The organism is Methanosarcina mangrovi (genome assembly GCF_052057765.1).
In the GTDB taxonomy this organism is placed as follows: Archaea; Halobacteriota; Methanosarcinia; order Methanosarcinales; family Methanosarcinaceae; genus Methanosarcina.
In genome coordinates, this window is the sequence record NZ_CP195120.1 from 1,863,671 (window position 1) to 1,881,122 (window position 17,452).

The 17,452-nt window shown below is 43.8% G+C and carries 22 protein-coding genes; 8 read left to right on the top strand and 14 right to left on the bottom strand.

What is annotated here, in order from left to right; translation table 11 throughout:
* Positions 1–30 precede the first annotated feature (30 nt).
* Positions 31–441 carry a response regulator gene (locus tag ACSAZL_RS08490; RefSeq protein WP_440948253.1) on the top strand — a complete coding sequence of 137 codons (411 nt, stop codon included), beginning with the start codon at positions 31–33 and terminating at the stop codon, positions 439–441.
* 10 nt (positions 442–451) lie between these two features.
* On the opposite strand, the gene ACSAZL_RS08495 is transcribed toward ACSAZL_RS08490, so the two are convergent.
* A complete protein-coding gene (locus ACSAZL_RS08495; protein ID WP_440948254.1) occupies positions 452–634 on the bottom strand; it encodes a hypothetical protein in 183 nt (60 codons plus the stop codon).
* A gap of 125 nt (positions 635–759) precedes the next feature.
* Between ACSAZL_RS08495 and ACSAZL_RS08500 the strand changes: the two genes are divergently transcribed.
* On the top strand, positions 760–978 hold the full coding sequence (locus ACSAZL_RS08500) for a hypothetical protein (RefSeq protein ID WP_440948255.1): 219 nt from the start codon (positions 760–762) through the stop codon (positions 976–978).
* A 398-nt stretch (positions 979–1,376) separates the two neighbouring features.
* On the opposite strand, the gene thiI is transcribed toward ACSAZL_RS08500, so the two are convergent.
* Positions 1,377–2,615 (bottom strand): tRNA uracil 4-sulfurtransferase ThiI, encoded by a 1,239-nt coding sequence (thiI, locus tag ACSAZL_RS08505; protein WP_440948814.1) that lies wholly within the window; start codon positions 2,613–2,615, stop codon positions 1,377–1,379.
* Between the two features lie 478 nt (positions 2,616–3,093).
* On the opposite strand from thiI, the gene ACSAZL_RS08510 reads away from it, so the two are divergent.
* Positions 3,094–3,267 carry a hypothetical protein gene (locus tag ACSAZL_RS08510; protein ID WP_440948256.1) on the top strand — a complete coding sequence of 58 codons (174 nt, stop codon included), beginning with the start codon at positions 3,094–3,096 and terminating at the stop codon, positions 3,265–3,267.
* 557 nt (positions 3,268–3,824) lie between these two features.
* Here ACSAZL_RS08510 and ACSAZL_RS08515 read toward each other — a convergent pair.
* A complete protein-coding gene (locus ACSAZL_RS08515; protein WP_440948257.1) occupies positions 3,825–4,271 on the bottom strand; it encodes a hypothetical protein in 447 nt (148 codons plus the stop codon).
* Positions 4,272–4,549: 278 nt separating this feature from the next.
* Here ACSAZL_RS08515 and ACSAZL_RS08520 point away from each other — a divergent pair, with 278 nt between their 5' ends.
* The 4 genes from ACSAZL_RS08520 to ACSAZL_RS08535 all read left to right on the top strand — a co-directional run bounded on the left by ACSAZL_RS08520 (position 4,550) and on the right by ACSAZL_RS08535 (position 7,571).
* Positions 4,550–4,687, top strand: coding sequence for a hypothetical protein (locus tag ACSAZL_RS08520; RefSeq protein ID WP_440948258.1), 138 nt, complete (start codon positions 4,550–4,552; stop codon positions 4,685–4,687).
* A gap of 141 nt (positions 4,688–4,828) precedes the next feature.
* A complete protein-coding gene (locus ACSAZL_RS08525) occupies positions 4,829–6,805 on the top strand; it encodes a histidine kinase dimerization/phosphoacceptor domain -containing protein (protein ID WP_440948259.1) in 1,977 nt (658 codons plus the stop codon).
* Between the two features lie 12 nt (positions 6,806–6,817).
* Positions 6,818–6,976, top strand: coding sequence for a hypothetical protein (locus ACSAZL_RS08530; RefSeq protein ID WP_440948260.1), 159 nt, complete (start codon positions 6,818–6,820; stop codon positions 6,974–6,976).
* Between the two features lie 154 nt (positions 6,977–7,130).
* Entirely contained in the window at positions 7,131–7,571 is a 441-nt protein-coding gene (locus ACSAZL_RS08535) for a universal stress protein (RefSeq protein ID WP_440948261.1), read from the top strand.
* A gap of 366 nt (positions 7,572–7,937) precedes the next feature.
* Here ACSAZL_RS08535 and pspAA read toward each other — a convergent pair whose 3' ends face one another.
* Complete coding sequence (gene pspAA / locus ACSAZL_RS08540; RefSeq protein WP_440948262.1) at positions 7,938–8,216, bottom strand: PspA-associated protein PspAA; 279 nt, start codon at positions 8,214–8,216, stop codon at positions 7,938–7,940.
* Positions 8,217–8,218: 2 nt separating this feature from the next.
* Positions 8,219–8,959, bottom strand: coding sequence for a PspA/IM30 family protein (locus tag ACSAZL_RS08545; RefSeq protein ID WP_440948263.1), 741 nt, complete (start codon positions 8,957–8,959; stop codon positions 8,219–8,221).
* A gap of 497 nt (positions 8,960–9,456) precedes the next feature.
* Here ACSAZL_RS08545 and ACSAZL_RS08550 point away from each other — a divergent pair, with 497 nt between their 5' ends.
* Complete coding sequence (locus ACSAZL_RS08550) at positions 9,457–10,197, top strand: V4R domain-containing protein (RefSeq protein ID WP_440948264.1); 741 nt, start codon at positions 9,457–9,459, stop codon at positions 10,195–10,197.
* Between the two features lie 114 nt (positions 10,198–10,311).
* On the opposite strand, the gene ACSAZL_RS08555 is transcribed toward ACSAZL_RS08550, so the two are convergent.
* The 9 genes from ACSAZL_RS08555 to ACSAZL_RS08595 all read right to left on the bottom strand — a co-directional run bounded on the left by ACSAZL_RS08555 (position 10,312) and on the right by ACSAZL_RS08595 (position 17,346).
* Complete coding sequence (locus tag ACSAZL_RS08555; RefSeq protein ID WP_440948265.1) at positions 10,312–11,007, bottom strand: DUF2110 family protein; 696 nt, start codon at positions 11,005–11,007, stop codon at positions 10,312–10,314.
* 39 nt (positions 11,008–11,046) lie between these two features.
* A complete protein-coding gene (locus ACSAZL_RS08560; protein WP_440948266.1) occupies positions 11,047–11,709 on the bottom strand; it encodes a MarR family transcriptional regulator in 663 nt (220 codons plus the stop codon).
* Between the two features lie 123 nt (positions 11,710–11,832).
* Positions 11,833–12,999 carry a tRNA (guanine(10)-N(2))-dimethyltransferase gene (locus ACSAZL_RS08565; RefSeq protein ID WP_440948267.1) on the bottom strand — a complete coding sequence of 389 codons (1,167 nt, stop codon included), beginning with the start codon at positions 12,997–12,999 and terminating at the stop codon, positions 11,833–11,835.
* Positions 13,000–13,023: 24 nt separating this feature from the next.
* Entirely contained in the window at positions 13,024–13,665 is a 642-nt protein-coding gene (locus ACSAZL_RS08570) for a cell surface lipoprotein (RefSeq protein WP_440948268.1), read from the bottom strand.
* Positions 13,666–14,089: 424 nt separating this feature from the next.
* Positions 14,090–14,623, bottom strand: a complete 534-nt coding sequence (locus tag ACSAZL_RS08575) for a hypothetical protein (protein ID WP_440948269.1) — start codon at positions 14,621–14,623, stop codon at positions 14,090–14,092.
* A gap of 495 nt (positions 14,624–15,118) precedes the next feature.
* The gene (locus ACSAZL_RS08580) at positions 15,119–15,370 is read right to left on the bottom strand and encodes a hypothetical protein (RefSeq protein ID WP_440948270.1); all 252 of its coding nucleotides are present in this window, start codon (positions 15,368–15,370) and stop codon (positions 15,119–15,121) included.
* Between the two features lie 18 nt (positions 15,371–15,388).
* Positions 15,389–15,547 (bottom strand): hypothetical protein, encoded by a 159-nt coding sequence (locus ACSAZL_RS08585; protein WP_440948271.1) that lies wholly within the window; start codon positions 15,545–15,547, stop codon positions 15,389–15,391.
* Between the two features lie 175 nt (positions 15,548–15,722).
* Positions 15,723–15,944, bottom strand: a complete 222-nt coding sequence (locus ACSAZL_RS08590) for a hypothetical protein (protein WP_440948272.1) — start codon at positions 15,942–15,944, stop codon at positions 15,723–15,725.
* 160 nt (positions 15,945–16,104) lie between these two features.
* Complete coding sequence (locus ACSAZL_RS08595) at positions 16,105–17,346, bottom strand: MgtC/SapB family protein (protein ID WP_440948273.1); 1,242 nt, start codon at positions 17,344–17,346, stop codon at positions 16,105–16,107.
* Positions 17,347–17,452: the final 106 nt, after the last annotated feature.

A 17,452-nucleotide genomic window follows, 5' to 3' on the forward strand; every position in this document is an offset into this window, starting at 1 on the left:
AGACGGGATGATAAAAAACGGAGTGAAAGAATGGACAAAGCAAAGATTCTGGTCGTTGAAGATCAGAATATCGTAGCTCTTAACCTTAGAAACAGATTAAAAAAAATAGGGTATATCGTTCCCACAATTGCCAGTTCGGGAGAAGAGGCTATAAGAAAAGCAGAGCTTACAAACCCTGATCTTGTTTTGATGGATATTATGTTAAAAGGGGGTATGGATGGGATTGAGGCAGCCAGGGTTATCAATTCGCGCTTTTCGGTACCCGTTATTTACCTTACTTCCTGCATTGATACCGGAACTCTGGAGAGGGCAAAACTAACAGAACCTGCAGGGTATATTTCAAAACCCTTCAAAGAAGAGGACCTTATCAGCAATATAGAAATGGCTCTTTATAAAAACAGGTCGGAAAAGGCAAAAGAAAAAAGCGAAAGGAACCAGTAGAAACCGATTTTTACCTTGAGGAGAGTTTTCGGCTTTCTACGTTATACCTGCGGGTCGTAGTCTGTTTTACGGTTGGGTGAGTAAAAACAACGTCCGAACCCGCAACACTATATGGAGAGCCTGAATATTGTAGATAAATCCGCACCTCTTCAGTAATTTTTTCCCTGCTCAGGAAGCTTCTTTTCAATTGCATTATCGGTTCTAAGAATGCGTCAAGCTTCTTTTTAACTCACATTATCAGTTATTCATGCCAGCTTTTCCGGGATGTCTGCCTGAGAAATTCCAGCAGGGATTCTCTAGCGCCTGGAGTTCAGGAAAGTGACTAAATTAAAAAGGAGCCACAGACCGCAGAAAAACCAGAATACCGGACCTGCCGTGCTTATAAGAAACTCGCCTTTTTCCGGATTATCAGGGAACATATCGATATACAGCGAGCCGGCAGTCATCAACAGGAAACTTATAATCGTAAATAAAAGCAAAATCGTTCTTGTTCTGGAAACTTTTGTATCTGAGCTGGAAAAACTATTCATAGAATAGATTAGCAGGAGTAAAAATAAATAATTTTTTAAATTAGTTCGTTTTGGAGAAAGTTCCGCCTCACCATGAAAAATATAGTAAAGTATGGTATGATTAGTTCCTTGGAATGTTTCGGGTCAATTTCTGATAAGTAGAAGGGCGTTAACTATAAAATAAAAACTGTGATTGTGGATTGAACCTGTGGATTGAACTGGAGGTTGGATTTGAACTCCATTGGAAGTATAACGCCCAGAATATTAAAAGTAAGAAATCTTATATAAACCATTTCAATTTTATATACTTTTCAAAGTATATTACTAAACAGGATATTATTTGCAAGTCAACTGGCCTAAAAATAAGCTGGAGAATTCTGGCCTTATCCGATACCAAAATTCTCTTTTCAAGAGCCGGGGCGCCAATCAGAGCTTGAGGATTTTTACAGCCTTCAGAGCATCGCTAACCATGGTCTCAATCCCAAGCTTTTTTTCTTCAAGAACAATAAGGTCAAAGTTCGCCTTAACTTCAGGTCGCTCCGGAACTGCGGTACAGGTTCCGGCTGGCCTTGTAGAGATCTCATAGGTTCCGATTTTGCGGGCGATATCCACGATCTCGCTTTTGTCAAAGGCGATTAATGGGTGATAAATCGGGATAGCGAGCTGGTAGATTTCGGCATGCATGTTGGCAGCAGTCTGGGAGGCTACCTGTCCGAGGGACGAGCCTGTAATAATCCCGCTTGCCCCTTCTTTTTTCATCACTTCGTAAGCTTCCCTGTACATCATGCGTTTGCAGAGGAGACAGGTATTTTTTCGGTCGCATGTCCCGATAAAAGCCCTGAGATTCGGACCGTGAGGGATCTCATAAGTTGTGAACTGGTATCCCGGAGCCCAGGCCTGGAGCTGGAGGATGCAGTCAAAAGCCCGTTTCCTTGCCGCGTCCTCTGCATAAGGAGAGTTATTGCAGTAGACAGGGGTGATCATTACTCCACGCTTCATCATCAGCCATGCAGCAACAGGGGAATCGAGGCCGCCGGACATAAGCACTACCATACTGCCCTGTGTGCCAAGGGGTAGCCCTCCTACTCCTCTAACCGTCTCCAGGTAAACGTAAGCCAGATTCTGGCGCATCTCTACAAAAATTTCCTTATCTGGAGAACTGAGATTCACTCTGGGCTGTTTTCCTTCCTGTTCAAGTGCATTCCAGACAGCATCTCCGCAGTTTCTCCCTATATCAGCTGACGAAAAAGAATGGTTTCCACTTCTTCTCGCTCTGATAGCAAAAGATTCCCCTTCCCGAATGAGGCCTGTTCCGAGAAGAGCACAGGTCCTGGCTGCACTCTCAAGGTCTGGTTCCGTTACCAGTGCGGGGGAAGTTGAAACAACCCCAAAAACATCTGCTGCCGCTACAGCCGCTCTCGGATCTGTCGTCTCAATAAATATCCTGCCCCATTCTCTCCGCAGCAGGGAGTATGGAATGTTCCTTGAGTCCAGCATTGCGGCAATGTTCTTCATGAGAATTTTCTCATACCAGTTCCGAACGCCTGTGCTTTTAAGAGCAAGTTCCCCGTATCTAACTATAACAACGTTTGCCTGGTTTTCGAAATCCTGGCGAGAAGGGCCTGAGCCCCGGTTATCCGTAGTGTCAGTAAAAGTATCTGGCATGTTCTTGCTGTCTCTTTTTGTCTTTTTCTTAACATCAGGTTCATTTTTTGATTTTATCTCATCGGAATTGCCTGCCATGAATACTTAACGGTTAGGGCAACAAAGCGTTTAAAGGTTTCAGGAAAAAGAATTTTTCCGGAAAAAAAGACACATTGCGGCAACCTGGGGGAGTTATGGGGAAGCATTTAAATACATGGATGTTTTGGAGATTGTGGGAATTGCCGGGACATATATGAAAGAATATTAAAAAACATGAAAAATTGTCTTTTTAGTCTATCATCGTTAATCAGTATAAAATATATACAGACCGTAATATTATTTTTGGAAAATCTATATAAGTTAGGACTTGCATAGAATTGTATGCTATTGTGTACTACGCACAATATCGAAGACATTGGGTAAGACTGGGTAAAAATTGCCCAACTATCGAAACGACGCAAGCAAAAAAAAAGACAACCACGCCAGGGGTGGAGTACCAATGGATGCTCTGAAGAAGCTTGCAGGAAAATCGATTGTAACAGCAATTGCTGCATATAGCCTTCTGCTGATACTGTTTCCTGTTGGCTGGATCGTTTTGCTCGGGACGACTATCGGAAAGCCGAGTCCAGAAAAAGGATCTATCGAAGCGAGAATCCTTGGGGCAGACCTTTAAGTCTGGAACCCCGAGAGAAAAGGCATGGGTGTCAGAAACCAACAAGGAAGCCCGAAAGGTGTTTCTGGCCAACATTCTTGCCGCCCAGCACCGGTGTCGAAACAAACAAGGGAGCCCACAAGGCTTCTGGCCAACATTCGCACCACCCTCTTGCAATCTGAGAACTGGTTTCAAGCGGGTGTCGGAAACTAACAAGGGAACAGCGGTTTCAGGAAAGCAATCCGGCTACCTGCCAAATCAAGAGGCGGATCTGGGAGGGCTCGGATGAAAAAGATGGAAACAGCCGTTTCTGGCAACATTCAGGCAACCCACTTTTTTTTATTCCGACATTATTTTGTTCTTTTCTTTTTGATTAGTTTTTATTATTTCTTCCATAATTTCTTTTCTTTACGAACCCGTATTACTAAATCCGTATTTCTCTCAGTCCCTTATTTCCATCAGGAGAGGTTCTGCAATTTTTAAGATTTTCAGGTAAGATTTTCAGGTAAGATTTTCAGGTAAGATTTTCAGGTAAGATTTTCAGGGGTAAACGAAGGGAAGGGGTAGAATGTTATTTCTTATGCTTGTACCCCGAACTCAAGTGTCCTTCCCGCCCCATCAATGATCGTCTTTTTTCCGTCCGCGTAGATGTATCTTATTGATATATTTCCATCTTCGCCGTACTTTGTCCAGACTGTGGTGTTTTTGTCCTGTGACCACATGTACTCGTATCCGGTGTTGTTCTCTTCGGTTCCGGTTTTTATCATAGCTTTGCAAAGGGTTTCGTTTTCGAACTCTTCGGTGCCGGTAACTGTCATATTGAGGGCTTTTCCGGTGGTGGGATTTTTAATCTGGACCTGAGAACCTGCGGGGCACCAGCTGCCCTCGGCTTGCTCGGAGATGCTTACATTAATTTCGGTATCGTTGCCTGAAATTGAGAGTTTCGTTCCGCTGTCTCCCATACAGCCTGAAGCAAGAAGCGATGCTGTGAGAAGCAAGATAATAATTCCCTGTTTTTTTGACAAGTTATATCACCTGGTTTTCATTTCCAAGTAAAGATAAGAATCAGTCCATAAAAATTATTCCATTATGCCATCCACAATCGGGATATTTACGGGGAAATGAAAATTTATTAGTATCCGGCATGGTTTTTCCATTAAGAGATTAATATTCTTTTCCCATTTTTCGGGCACTGGAATTTTCATTTTATTTATAAAAATCTCTTATCTGAAATCTTTTTATTCAGATTAATCAATACCTATGCATAATAACATGTAAATTTGTAGCAAACGGAGAGTTTGTAATGGGAATTACTACAGTAAAAAGCGGAGAAAGTGGGTCACAATTGGTGATTAATCTCTTTTCTACAAGCCCTTATCCCGCAATGAGGGCTGGAAATGATGGAATTGTACTTTATGCAAATGAAGCCTCAGTTCCTTAACTTGAAATCTGGAGAACAGGAATTGGCCGGAAACTTCCTTTACAATTTCTTCCTTTTGTCCGAAAAGCGATCTGGAAGAAAGAAGTTTTAAACATTGAAGTAAAAATGAATAAAAAAGAATACTTATTCACTTTTAATCCTGTGGAAAATGGATATGTGCATATTTACGGAGTGGACCTTGCCTCTATGACAGCAAGAAAGAAAAAACTATTTAAGCAGGAAAAGCAGCAAGAGACCTTTCCCGAAACCCTGATGGACCGGACTGCGGAGATGGTAGCTTCCGCTCTCAAAGCCGAATTCTGCAGAATTTTCAAGCTTCCTAACTACTGCATCCATCTCCCGGAAAATCCGCCTTCTATTCAGGAAATCGGATGTACCGGACAGCCTTCCAGGTTAGGTGAGCTTGCCGGCGGGATCAGTGTTTTTATCAGAAGCCGGGGAAAACCCCTCATGGTCATAACGCTTTACAGAACCAGGCAGGATGAGTTTGCCCCTGAAGAAGTACGTTTTTTGAGATATGTCCTCTCTCTGATTCGAAAAGTCCAGAAATGTAAAGAGATTGACACCGAAATTCAGGGCCGGATACATTTTTTGGAATCTCTGCTCGAGGATGTTCCAAACCCTGCTTATTTCAGAGATGTCAGCCAGAGTTTTCAGGACTGCAGTGAACTTTTTACCGGGAAAAATGCCCGCTTTCCTGATCGAAAAACCTGGGGTTATTCGATGCATGAGCTGGAAGAAGTAATTCCAAAGGAGCTTACAGCTATCTACAAAAGGAAAAAAGGAGAGGTTTCGGGGTGTTCGGAGGATTTGGGGATGATTCCGGGTATCTGCAGCATGTTCAGGGAAAGTGAAGAGGCATTGAAAATTGCCCTTGAAGTGCAGAAAGTGCTCTGGATAGTCATCAATAACAGTCCTGCTGTCGTTTTCTTATGGAGGAACGAGGATAAATGGCCTGCGGATTTCGTGTCTGAAAATGTCTCCCTGTTCGGGTATGAGGTTGAAGACTTCACCTCCGGAAGGATCCCTTACGGCGATATTGTCCATAAGGAGGATCTAAAAAACGTTCAGGAAAAGCTTGACCGCTGCATTGAAGGCGAATGCGACGCTTTCAGGATGGAATACCGGATCTGCACAAAAACGGGGGAACTTCGCTGGGTCGATGAGAGGACTTACATCCAGAGGGACGCTGAGGGTCATGCCACTTATTTCCAGGGAGTGGTCATTGACATTACCGAAAGGAAAGCTGCAGAAGAAGCCCTTGCAAAAGCCGAGCAGCTCCGGAAAAAAGAGATCAACCACAGGATCAAAAATAACCTGCAAATAGTTTCTTCTCTGCTTGACCTGCAGGCTGAACAGTTCAGCGACTCAAAAGTTATCGAAGCTTTCAAGGAAAGCGAAAGCCGGATTGTTTCAATGTCGCTTATACACGAAGAACTTTATGAATCCGGAAACCTTGACGTACTTGATTTCTCCTCCTATATCCGCAAGCTAATAGGCGACCTCTGCAATTCGTACAGTACCGGGAGTTCCGCTATCCGGGTAAACCTTAATGTGGAAAATGTTTTCCTCGGAGTTGATCTGGCAGTATCCCTCGGCATTATAATCAACGAACTTTTTACCAACTCCCTGAAGTACGCCTTCTCTCCGGGGAAAGGAGGAGAGATCAACATTTCCATGTTAAGGGAGGGAGCCCGGGGACAGATGCCTGAAATAATACGTGAAAAGGCATTTGAAACGCCCGGTGAAAAGGTATATGAGACGACAGGTGAAAATGCATATGAGACGGCCGGTGAGAGCATAAATGAAGCAATAAATGAGAGGGTGGGCAGCGAAAAAATAAATGTGACTCAAAGCTCAGATCGAATTTCTGCCGTCAAAAACACGGGTGCTAAAAACCTCCTTAAAGCATCTGGAAGCAGTGAAAATCTCATTCTTATCTTCGCAGACAACGGGAAGGGCTTCCCCGAAGATCTTGATTTCAGGAACACGGAATCCCTTGGACTGCAGCTTGTAAATGCTCTTGTGGACCAGATTGAGGGAAGTATAGACCTTGAAAGAGGTAACGGCACAAAATTTACGCTTAAATTCAGGAAAAAAATTGGGGAAACAACCTGAAATAAGACTCATGTGGCTGTATCCAAGCTCACGGAACTGAACCCTGTGGACTGTTGCATTTGCAGTGCAACTCCCATAGAACTCCCGCCCTACCAGGGAGACTGCCACATTTGGGACAATATGTATTCAATAGTTCCGTATACCCGGGCAAATAGCAACTTGGGCGAATAACAACTCAACGGATAGCAACTCAACGGACAGCAATTCGGGCAAGTCGATCATTATTTTTTCTTTAAATTTCCTTATTACTGACGTTTCGTTCAGGATGAAATTTTAATAGTAATACCTGCATATTTTAAATTATAAAAATAAAGGGGGTAGTTAAATGAGTGCAAATATTTTCAAAAAAATTCTGATTGCAACGGATGGTTCAGAAAACGCTCAAAAAGCAGCTGCTTATGGAATCGATATTGCGAGGGCAACAGGGGCTGAAGTATCTGCCCTGTATGTTGTTTCTACCGAACACGCTGGAACTGCCCGGTCAGTTATGGGCTGGACTGAGGCATTTGAAGAATATCTTGCAAATAAAGGAGGAGTTGCAACCGGTTATGTAGAAAAACTTGGAAAAGAAGCCGGAGTTAAAGTGGAACCTGTGTACCTGAAAGGTGTCCCGGCTGAAAAAATTCTTGAATATGCAGAGGAGAGTGATATTGACCTGATAGTAATGGGCACACAGGGCCTGACCGGAGTCCAGAGGTTTCTGATCGGCAGTGTGGCAGAAAACGTTCTCAGGCACTCAAAAGTCCCTGTAATGATTGTCAGGTAATGCAGATATTCAAATTACCAGTTCTTTTTTGCCGATAGGATTACAAATTCGCCGGAACAGTTTCCAGATTATCTGGAGTACCCGGATTATCCGGAAACTGTTCATGGTATTCGGTCAACTATTTTTTTGAAGGGTCCGGGATAGGAGGATGCTCAGGTTAAGGTAGTTTCTTCCGGTTAGAAGAACAGCCCTGCTGGTTAGAGGAACGGTTCTTCAGATAAAGAACAGCCCCTCCTGGTTAGAGGAATGGTTCTTCAGATAAAGACCGGCGTCCGGTTAAGGAAAGTTGCCTGCTGAAAATCAGGTGACTGGCTAAACAGAGATTCCTGATCTTATATTTCTGGAAATCGCAGCTTTTTAAAGCTCTCAGTCCTCAAAAATCCCTGAACCCGTAAATATGGCTTTTGCTTCCTCAAGGCTCAGGTCTTCCGGAGGGACAATGATATCGGATTCCAGGATTTCTTCCGCGCCAATTGCTTCTCCTTTTTCCTTAATCTCGGAGATCAGTTTTGCGAGTTCTGTTCTGAATTCCTGGGTTTTTCCTTCCGAAACAAGAACTACAATCCTGTTATCTATCTTGTTTAATTCATCGCAGAGGGCTTCGGGTGCCCGGTACTGTCCCTCTCCCATGATCCTGATTATCATCTTCAGACCTCCTTCTTTTCTTCCCCTGTTTTTTCTTTTTCGGAGCCCTTCCCGGCTTCGGCTTTAAGCTTTGCAAGTTCGGATTCGACACTGGTCTGGGCACTGATTTTTGCGAGTTCGCGTTCGATGTCGTCCCTGTTGCCTGTGAGATCTTCGAGGGTGCCGGCTTCCATAAGTTCGTCGATTGCCTCGGCGCGAGCCTTCATTTCTTCGGTTTTATTCTCGGCCCTCTCAAGGGCAAGCCCCACGTCTGCCATCTCCTCGCTGATCCCGGTGACCGACTCGTTAATCTTCACCTGGGCTTCGGCTGCCGAGTACTGGGCTTTGATGGATTCTTTCTTTGTCCTGAAGATCTCTACCTTTGTAGAAAGCCGCTTTTCCGAGGCAACGAGCTTTTCTTCCTGTTTTTCGAGCTCTGCAATTTCTCTGTCAATCCCCTCGACCTGCTGCTGAAGGGCTGCTTTTCTCTCAAGAGCCATCCTTGCAAGGTCTTCCCGGTCAGCGGCAACCGCATCCCTTGCCTGCCTCTCAAGTTTTTCATTGCTCTGAATCAGTTTTGCCCGCTGAAGCTGGAGGCGTTTTTTAGAAGTTGTCACTTCTGCAACACCCCTCTTTACGTTCTGCAGCAGTTCCAGCTGCTTTTCATAGGAATAATCAAGTGTTTCCCGAGGGTCTTCCATTTTGTTAAGCACTTTGTTCATCTTTGACTTGAATACGGTTTCCATCCGTGTTAATAGTCCCATGTGTTTTCCCCATTGCTTTTTCAAAAATTGGTCTGTAAACAGACCGGTATATTTTTTCTTTTTTCTGACATTTTTTTCTTTTTTCTGACATGAAAGCACTGTGATTTGAGAGATACTTCCATTTCTTTGTGCATGTTATTTGAAGAATTTCATGCTTCTTTTCTGGAGTACGTTTTTTGAAAAATCCTGAAATTTTTTTGCAGTACTCTTTTCTTCATGTAAGAGTACTCTTTTCTTCATGTAAGAGTACTCTTTTCTTCCTGTATCTTTTAGCTGGAGTCCTATTTTTAGTTTATCGGTACTTAACTCTGTTTCGCTTTAATTTGTTCCTTTGCTTCATCGCTTTACTTCGTCCCTTTACTCTATTTGATTCTACTTACCTTCCCATCTCACTTTATTTGTAATCTTATATGCCTGTATTATTATATTTTAAACATGATTATTCGTAGTCACGCGAACGTTTTATATATTCAAAACACAACTTATCTAAAGATATTATGGCAAAACCTGAGACCAAAACTGAATTCTTTTATACCGAAAGAGGGCTCATAGCCATAGACAGCCCCGTTAAACTCCAGATCCTGAATTTGCTCAGGGAAGAGCCAAAATCGTTTGACGAAATCGTAAAATATACGGCAAAAGCCAAATCAACCATTTCCGTTCATCTTAATAATCTCAGAGCAAGCGAGCTTGTTGAAGAAAATTCGGACCCTGAAGACCGTCGCAAGAAGATTTATTCCCTGACTTCCCAGTATATGGGCTGCTCTCGGGAGCCATTTCTGGAGCATTACAGAAGCCTGCTGGAAAAAGTTGCTGAAAATGGGAATGATAGGTTCTGTTTTATGGAAGCCCTCTTTCACGTGCTTCGGTTTGGTTTTGAAGCATACGGGATTGATAATGCCCCTGTTGTCAGGATGATCGGGAGGGACATTGGAAAGTGCCTCTCTGCTAATTTTGAATCCGGCACCCCTGAAGCTCTGTTCAATGAAATTGCAGTCTTTATGGAATTCCACGGAGAGTGCCGGGTCTCGGTGCTAATAGGCGATTCTCCTGCTCTTCAGGTCGAAGATGACTTCAAGGCCAGGTATATGCCAGCAATAGGAAAACCCTTCTGTGCCCTCAGAGAAGGCATCCTTGAAGGCATCCTTAAAGAAAAAATGGGAAACGAATGTGGAGTTCTGGAAACCGAGTGTTATGGAACCGGGCACAAGCGCTGTCTTTTTGAAATCACAATATAAATTATTTTTTTATATTTCAATTTTTACATAATTATTTTTATTATAAACTCCATCTTTTAAGAAATGATTCTCTTTACGTAAACTGTATCATAAAAATTGAACCTGGGTACATGGTTAACGGGAATCTCCGATTACGACTCCCATTTCGGATTTCAGCCGGGGTCCTATTGCTGCCACGATTCCGGGCCCATCGGTTTTTTCGCGGCACACGACTGCATGCTCAAGCAGGCCAAGGCGCTCGATTTCGTAAATATCCCTGCCGTGCCCTGTCTTTTTTACTGCATTTTTTATTTCCGAACGGGTGGCGGCATTAATGATAACCCTGTCAGTGCTTGCTTTTTTCCAGCTCCACCAGAGGTCAAGCTGTTTCTTAGTGAAGCGGGTTTTTATTTTTTTGTTCGCCTCAGATACCTCAACCTCAATCGGCAGGTGAGGGATAAGGCCAAACCTTGCTGCAAGCTGTTTTGGCTTTCCGCTGCCCAGGGCTTTGAGTTCCTCCGCTTCAACGCGCAAAGGGACGCCTATGTTGACCATAAAAGCGTCTTCCGTAAAGGCCTGAAGAAAACCCAGGTATACTTTCCCTGGTTCGGCTTTTTTTGCAGGACTTCCGTACCTTGATGTCAGGAGATTTGCCGATACCTCTTCATCTTCCCCCTCAAGAATGAACTCTGCCCAGTTTTCCGGGGTAATGGAGACTTCAACTTTTACCTCGAGGTCTTTTAATTCGTTCTCAACCAGGTTTTTCAGGAGCTCAGCCATTCTATCCCGGTTTTTTCCATAAAGATGCTGAAGGGTTACTACTTTTTTCATTTTCTTCCTGCCGCTTTTCTCTCTACCTGTGTCTGCCGTTTACGCATTTTCCGGTTTTGGGCTCTTCAGATAAGACTCAAGGAGCCTTTCAGTCTCTTCCAGAGCCAGAACTACTGCTTCGTCAACAGGGCTTTCAGCTTTTTCAATCTGGCTCTGCAGTTTTTTAACATCCCGGCTGTAAGGGCCAAGTTTTCTGGAAACCATCTCCTTACTCTGCCCTTTCTCAACTGCTTCCCTGTGGAGGCTTTCTATCTTATTTCTGAGATTCCGGACCTTTTCAAGGACCTCAACACTTAAAGGGTCAAGCTCTTTTGCTTTCTCAATTTCGGTTACTTCTTCCTGTTCTTCAGGTTCTTTGCCTTCCTCTGCTCCGCCTTTTCCTGCCGGTTCCTCGTCTCCTGTTTCTGGACTTTCTTTGCTTGCAGGAGCTTCTGCTGCAATTATGTCCCGGAACTCTTTAAGGGCGGTTTCCACTTCCTTTCCGTATTCCGTAAGTTCGACAAACTTTATCCGTCCTTCAAATGTGAATCTTATAAGTCCGGACTGTTCCATCTTCGAAAGGATTCTCGTAGTGTGGGCAAAGGTCGAGTCTATCTCCTTTGAAATAACCGAGGCATAGGTTTTTCCCATCGAACCTACAAATAGCAATGCAAGCGTGGGTTTTTCCTGCAAAAACAGCTTTTCTGCATCATCGTCGGACATGATATCACATTGAGTTTTTTAACGGTTTATTTGCGGATCTGAGTTCAGGCGTTTATTATTCTTTTATAGTTTATATAATATTTGAACAGGTTTCGACCTCAGGGCTTCAAAGGGATACTCGCTTCAGCCGGAGAGTTCCTGGATTATTTTCTTTATTTCAGCAATGGGAGCATCTGTTCTGAACGAAGTCCCGCTGAAATGAGTCCTTGAAGCCTCAAATCCACCGGCTTTAAGCGCCTCGATCAGAGTCTCGATCCCTGTTGCAGAAGCCCCGAGTTCCTTACAGATCACATGCTGGTCATAGAACATGGGAATATCGAGTTCATCCCTGCAGAATGTAATTATTTTTTTTGCTTTATCTTTCGTGTTCAGAGGGTGCGTCTCAAGCTCGGCAAGCACTTCATTGCAGAACTCAGGTTCCCTGAAGGGCCCGAGCCACAGAGGACCTGCAATTTTTGTCAGGGCCCCGCAGGCAGGACATTCCTTCTCGATATGTACGGCAAGCCCGTAGACAGGGCCCCTAAACCCGCATTTTGGGCAGTGGATGCTGAATCCCATAGATTTCAGGGTCCTGTCAACCTGTTTTGTCCCCGGGAGCACTTCAAGGTAGCTGCGGACATAATGCCGCGTTACATGGGAAAGCAGGGGCATCATCCCTTTTTCGTGTTTTGCAAGTTCTCTTGCACAGGCTCCGAGCAGGACCCTTAAACCCATCTCGCTGTGGTATTCCGTGTTCAGAGGTACGGCTGCATACTTTCTTATCCCTGAGTTCAGGTGAGCTCCACAGAGGGGAGCGGTATCCGTCGCAGTAACCGAGAGCATACTCTGCGCCGAAGTTGCGGCTGCATCAAGGTAAGGCGAGGGGGTCCCGAACGGATCGACATCCACGATATGGAATTTCTGCTCATGGAGCAGGACATTTGCGTTCTTGCGTGTAGCCTGGGCTTTTTCCTCAAGCCCGTTAATTCTTATATTTTCTTTTATCAGTTCAAAGGCTTCAGGGCTCCAGTCATTCATGGTCGCATGTATTCCTACTTCCCCTGCAATCCTGAGCCCCCGGATTCCTGACGCTGAGAAGGCATCTACGTAGCGGACCTCCTCTCTCTTCAAGTCTTTTCTCGAAAGAAGCCTCCCCACGAATGCTGCAGTTGCTGCAACATTAATATCCCTGTTCAGCTCCATCTCCGGGTTATAGAACACCGGTGCTGCTGAGGGAGGGAAATTTGCATCAGGAGGCGGGATCGGAACCGAAATCTTTGTTGTCCCTTCCACTATAGTTCTACAGATCATCTAAAGTTGCTATACTTTGTGCTATTATTTTACAGTGATGGTCATCTGCATGTTCGGATACCCGTTTGCACTGAAACTATAGCTTCCGTTTTCGGTGAATGTGTAGTTCAGGGTATTTCCGTATCCGAGCTGTTGATCCTCAAAAAGCCCTTCCTTGCTGCGCAGGGTAAAAACGCCGGATTCATCGAAATTTCTCCATACAACCGTGTCCCCTGAATTTACCTCCAGTTCGGAGGGAATAAAGAGATAATTCTTGAGCCTTACGAGATATATTTCTGGCTCGGTTTCCGCAGGCTGCACTATTCCGGGTTCTTCCTCTTCACCAGTCACGTTTTCTGTTTGTTCCTCTTCAATTCCTTCCTCGATACCCGGAGTTAGCGTTTCTTCAGGCGTTCCTCCCTCTTCAGCCGTTTCTGCTTCTTGCGGCGTCTCCTCTTCCTCGAATGTTTCCGTTTCGGCAGGTGTTTCCATCTCTTCTGACGTTATTGCTTCTTCAGGTGTCTGCACCACTGTAGGCGGCTGTGTTCCTCCTGAAGTGCCGCCTGAATCGCCTGAACCTCCCGGTGCCTCTTCTCCCTGCTCCTGATTTCCTCCCCACCAGTTCAGATAGCCAAACACTAACACTGCCAGGATTACGAGGAGCAGAATGAGCTTTTTTATCACCATTACTTCCCCCTGTGTAAGTTTTCCTTTTTTACTCCCATTCCAATATAATCCTCATTAAATAATAATACTTTCTTATATTAAGCCTTATTTTAAAAAATAGTTTGTTTGTAGGCGATTTTGCCATTTCTGACCTGAAATAACTACTTTCCGGAAAAATGACTAACTCACTTATTGGCTGACCTATTTGCTGCTTATTGGCTGGCATATTGGCCGCTTGTTGGTTGGCCGTGCCTCAAGATCCTGTTTCTTCAGGAGGGGAGGTAGAGAAGTCTCAGAAATATAAATGAGGAGCAAAGTTTAGGAGCTAAAAAAAGTAAATTTACTGGAAAGTTTTGCTGCCTTCCCAGATAAAGCCGTAAATACCTTTTGAGTTATTCTATCCGTCAGTCCATCCAGAAGACTTCTTCAGGAGGTTACCTCAGGATTAACTCACAGTTATGCCGACATTCATTTTGGGCTGCCCGATAACGGTGAAGTTGTAGGCCCCGGTTTCATTGAAGGTATAGGCAAAGGAACGCCTGTACACCAAACTCTCGTTTTCAAAGAGGCCCTGTTCGCTGACAAGGGTAAAGACTCTTCTCGGACTGTCCTGATAATTCAGCCAGGCAACAGTTTCTCCCTGTTTAATATCCAGGCTTGTGGGATATGCTCTGTAGTTGTCCAGCCTTATAGTATAGGGAGTTTTCCTTATATTGGACGTGTTAATAGTCGGCCCTTCTTCTGTTTCATTTTCTACCGGAGTTACTTCTTCTGTTTCATTTTCCTCCGGGGTTTCAATTTCTTCCTCGGTTTCCGTTACTGCCGGTGTTTCAGTTTCTTCTGGAGTTGATATTTCCTCCGGGGTTACGTTTTCTTCAGGTGTCACGTTTTCTTCCGGGGAGGTTTGTTCATTTCCAGCGCATCCCGAGAACAAAACTGCGCTTAAAACTAGAAGCAGAACAATGATTTTTGTTTTCATTTTATTCCCCACGATCTCTTTTGGTTATGGATTTAGAAATCTGTAAAATGATTCTAAGTTCCAAAATAGTTTTTTGATGTTTAATTTTAAAATCTCTAAATCTTTCGAATATTAATTCTTTATTCTTGTTTATTTAATAGCTAATGTTATTTAACTTTAAGTTCCTGCTTTAATGGACTTTTCAAGCTTTCAGCCTTTCATGTACGTTCAGGTACATATAAATATATTTTTGTACCTTTCTTTTTATTTATCCGTTTTCAAGGCAAAATTCTTAATGAACTTAAGTGCCTTGCTTGCATATATAGATATTTTAAACTTCTTCGGTTACAATTCCGGGTGGAATAAAACAGTTTTCACCTTACAAAATTCTTTATTACTCAAACAACCCGCACAATACCGTAAGATATATTTTTCCAGGTTGATATGAAAAAGTAAAATTTTCTAAAAATGGTTCCCCTCTGGAAAAGCAGATCCCCATTCTTTCCTGAACTAACTTCAGTTTAGCAGATATTTTACTACTATCGTGAGTTCGGTATTAGGAATCTCCTCCAGCTTAAAAGTGTAGTCTCCGGCTTTGTCAAAGGTATATGAGAAGCTTCTTCCATAACCCATGATCTGGTCCTCGAAAAGTCCCTCTTCACTTACCAGCGCGAATGTTTGTTTAGGCCTGTTAAGGTTTTTCAAGACCAGAGTTTCTCCTTTGTTAAACTTAAGAGTCTCCGGGTAAAAGACAGATCCGCGTATCAATACCGAGTTTTCGGCACTCTATGTTTGTTCTGTTCTCGGCGTGGGAGTCATTTCCTCGGTCGGGGCGGGAGTTACCTCTTCTTTCTCTTCTGGTTCAGTTCCCCCCCCCTCATGTATCTGACGAGTTTCCTTTTCCGGGAGTGAAGCTCCTGCAGTTTCCCTGGATTCCCCAACCACAACTGTGCCTTTCAGGTCTTTTTCCCCTTTAATGCTGAAGGCAAAGGTTCCGGTTTATTTAAATATATACTCAAAAGTTCGGCCATAACCAAGGGAAAAATCTTCCCAGAGCTTGTCTTCGCTTACAAGGACAAAAGTTCTTTCTGGCTTGTTCAGGTTGCGCCATATAACTGTATCACTGGTCTATTTCTGTTGTTTCAGGACTGAAAGCGTTATTGATCAGGATAATATTATGCATCTGAGATTCATATTTATTTTCTTCAGTGACTCTGCTCTGGTCCGTCTCTTTGGTTTCGGTAGTCTTCCCTTGAGATAGGGCCACAGTTGTCAAGCCCACAAGCAGGACAATAACAAAAACTGCCAGTATCCTGAGTTTAAAACTTTTATTAGCTGCCATCTATCCTTCAAATTTATTATGCTGACGGATCGATGTCCGTTCCCATTATATATTCCGCACTTTATATTCTATTACTCAATATCCTTTATTTTGAAAAGAGGTAAAAATCTGCCCGATACTGATTCGCCTGAATATCCATTACTCTCTCTTTTGCTTCATTTTACCGGATGTTCCATAAAAGCAGAGCAATGATTCCGGTTAATGCAATAATTCCGAATGCTTTTCTGGTAAGGAGAAAAAGGCTTTCAGAACCTGAAATCCTTGAAAGCAAAATTTTATTTACGGTACTTACAAGGCTTGCGAGCACTGCAGTGTTTGCTGCGACTTCGTAGGAGATATTTCCGCCAACGGCGAGGAGAGTTACGGAGACTATCACTCCTGAGCTGCTGACAAGAGCTCCGAGAGCGGTTATGTATATCCCTGGAGTCCCTGCAAAGTCATAGGCATAGTTTCCTATGATAAGAATAAGGGTAAAAGCAATACCGAATTTAAATGCCTGACCGAGTGAGAAGGGAGACTGGATCTTAAGCTCGCCTCCGTCTGTCGGGCAGAATTTCTTACTGTGCCTGAAGACTATTGCTATGGAAACAGCGATAAGTACAAGCTGGGGGGGGAGCATGAGCAGGGTTGTCTTTCCAGTCGGGTCAACTATAAAGGCCAGTATAAGGTTCCGAATGAGCATGGAAATATTGCAGAGCAGAATGCCTGTAAGGACCGGATCGGCCATCGCTTCTGCCCTTTTTGAAAGCCCTGCGAGGGCTCCTGTGGTAGCTTCACTGTTTATAAAGCCCCCGAGAAAGCCCGAATAGCATAGGCCGCGTTTTGCCCCGAATTTTCTCAGGAGGATATAACTTAAAAAACTGATAAGGGAAACAAGAATTACAATCAGAATTGCAGACCTGAGGTTTACAAGTCCGAAAAATTGTTTTTCCGGCATTACCGGATAAAGTATGAAAGCGACAGCCAGAAACTGTACGGCATTATACAGTTCTTCTTTTGTCAGGCTTCCTGCAAACTGGTGGAGAGGCTGCTTCTGGATCAGGAGGAAAGCTACGACTATTGAAGAGACAATAGCAAACATGCCGTAGTCATAGCCAACAAGGACTCCCATCACGAAAATAAAGAAGAGGGTAATAGGACTTGTAACCCCTATCCGCCTGTAGAGAAATATTTTGGAATAGGTAATTATCGAACAGATGACTGCAAAGAAAAGCGTGGCTACGTAAACGAAACCGGGACCTGCCGATTCGCTTGCAAGAGCAACCAGCATGCCTGTTATGCAGGTTATGCTGTAACTCCTGACCCCTGCAAAAATCTCGTGTTCGAGGCCTCTGTGTTCCCTTTCCACACCTACCATGATTCCTATCAAAAAGGCAATGGCAAGTTTTGTCAGGAATTCCACGAAAACCGGATCGAAACCGAACTCGCTAATTACGTCCGTAGCTCAACCTCTTGTCTTTTTTTAGCTGCACATTCCATACGCGATAAAATAATGTCGTTAAAGTGAG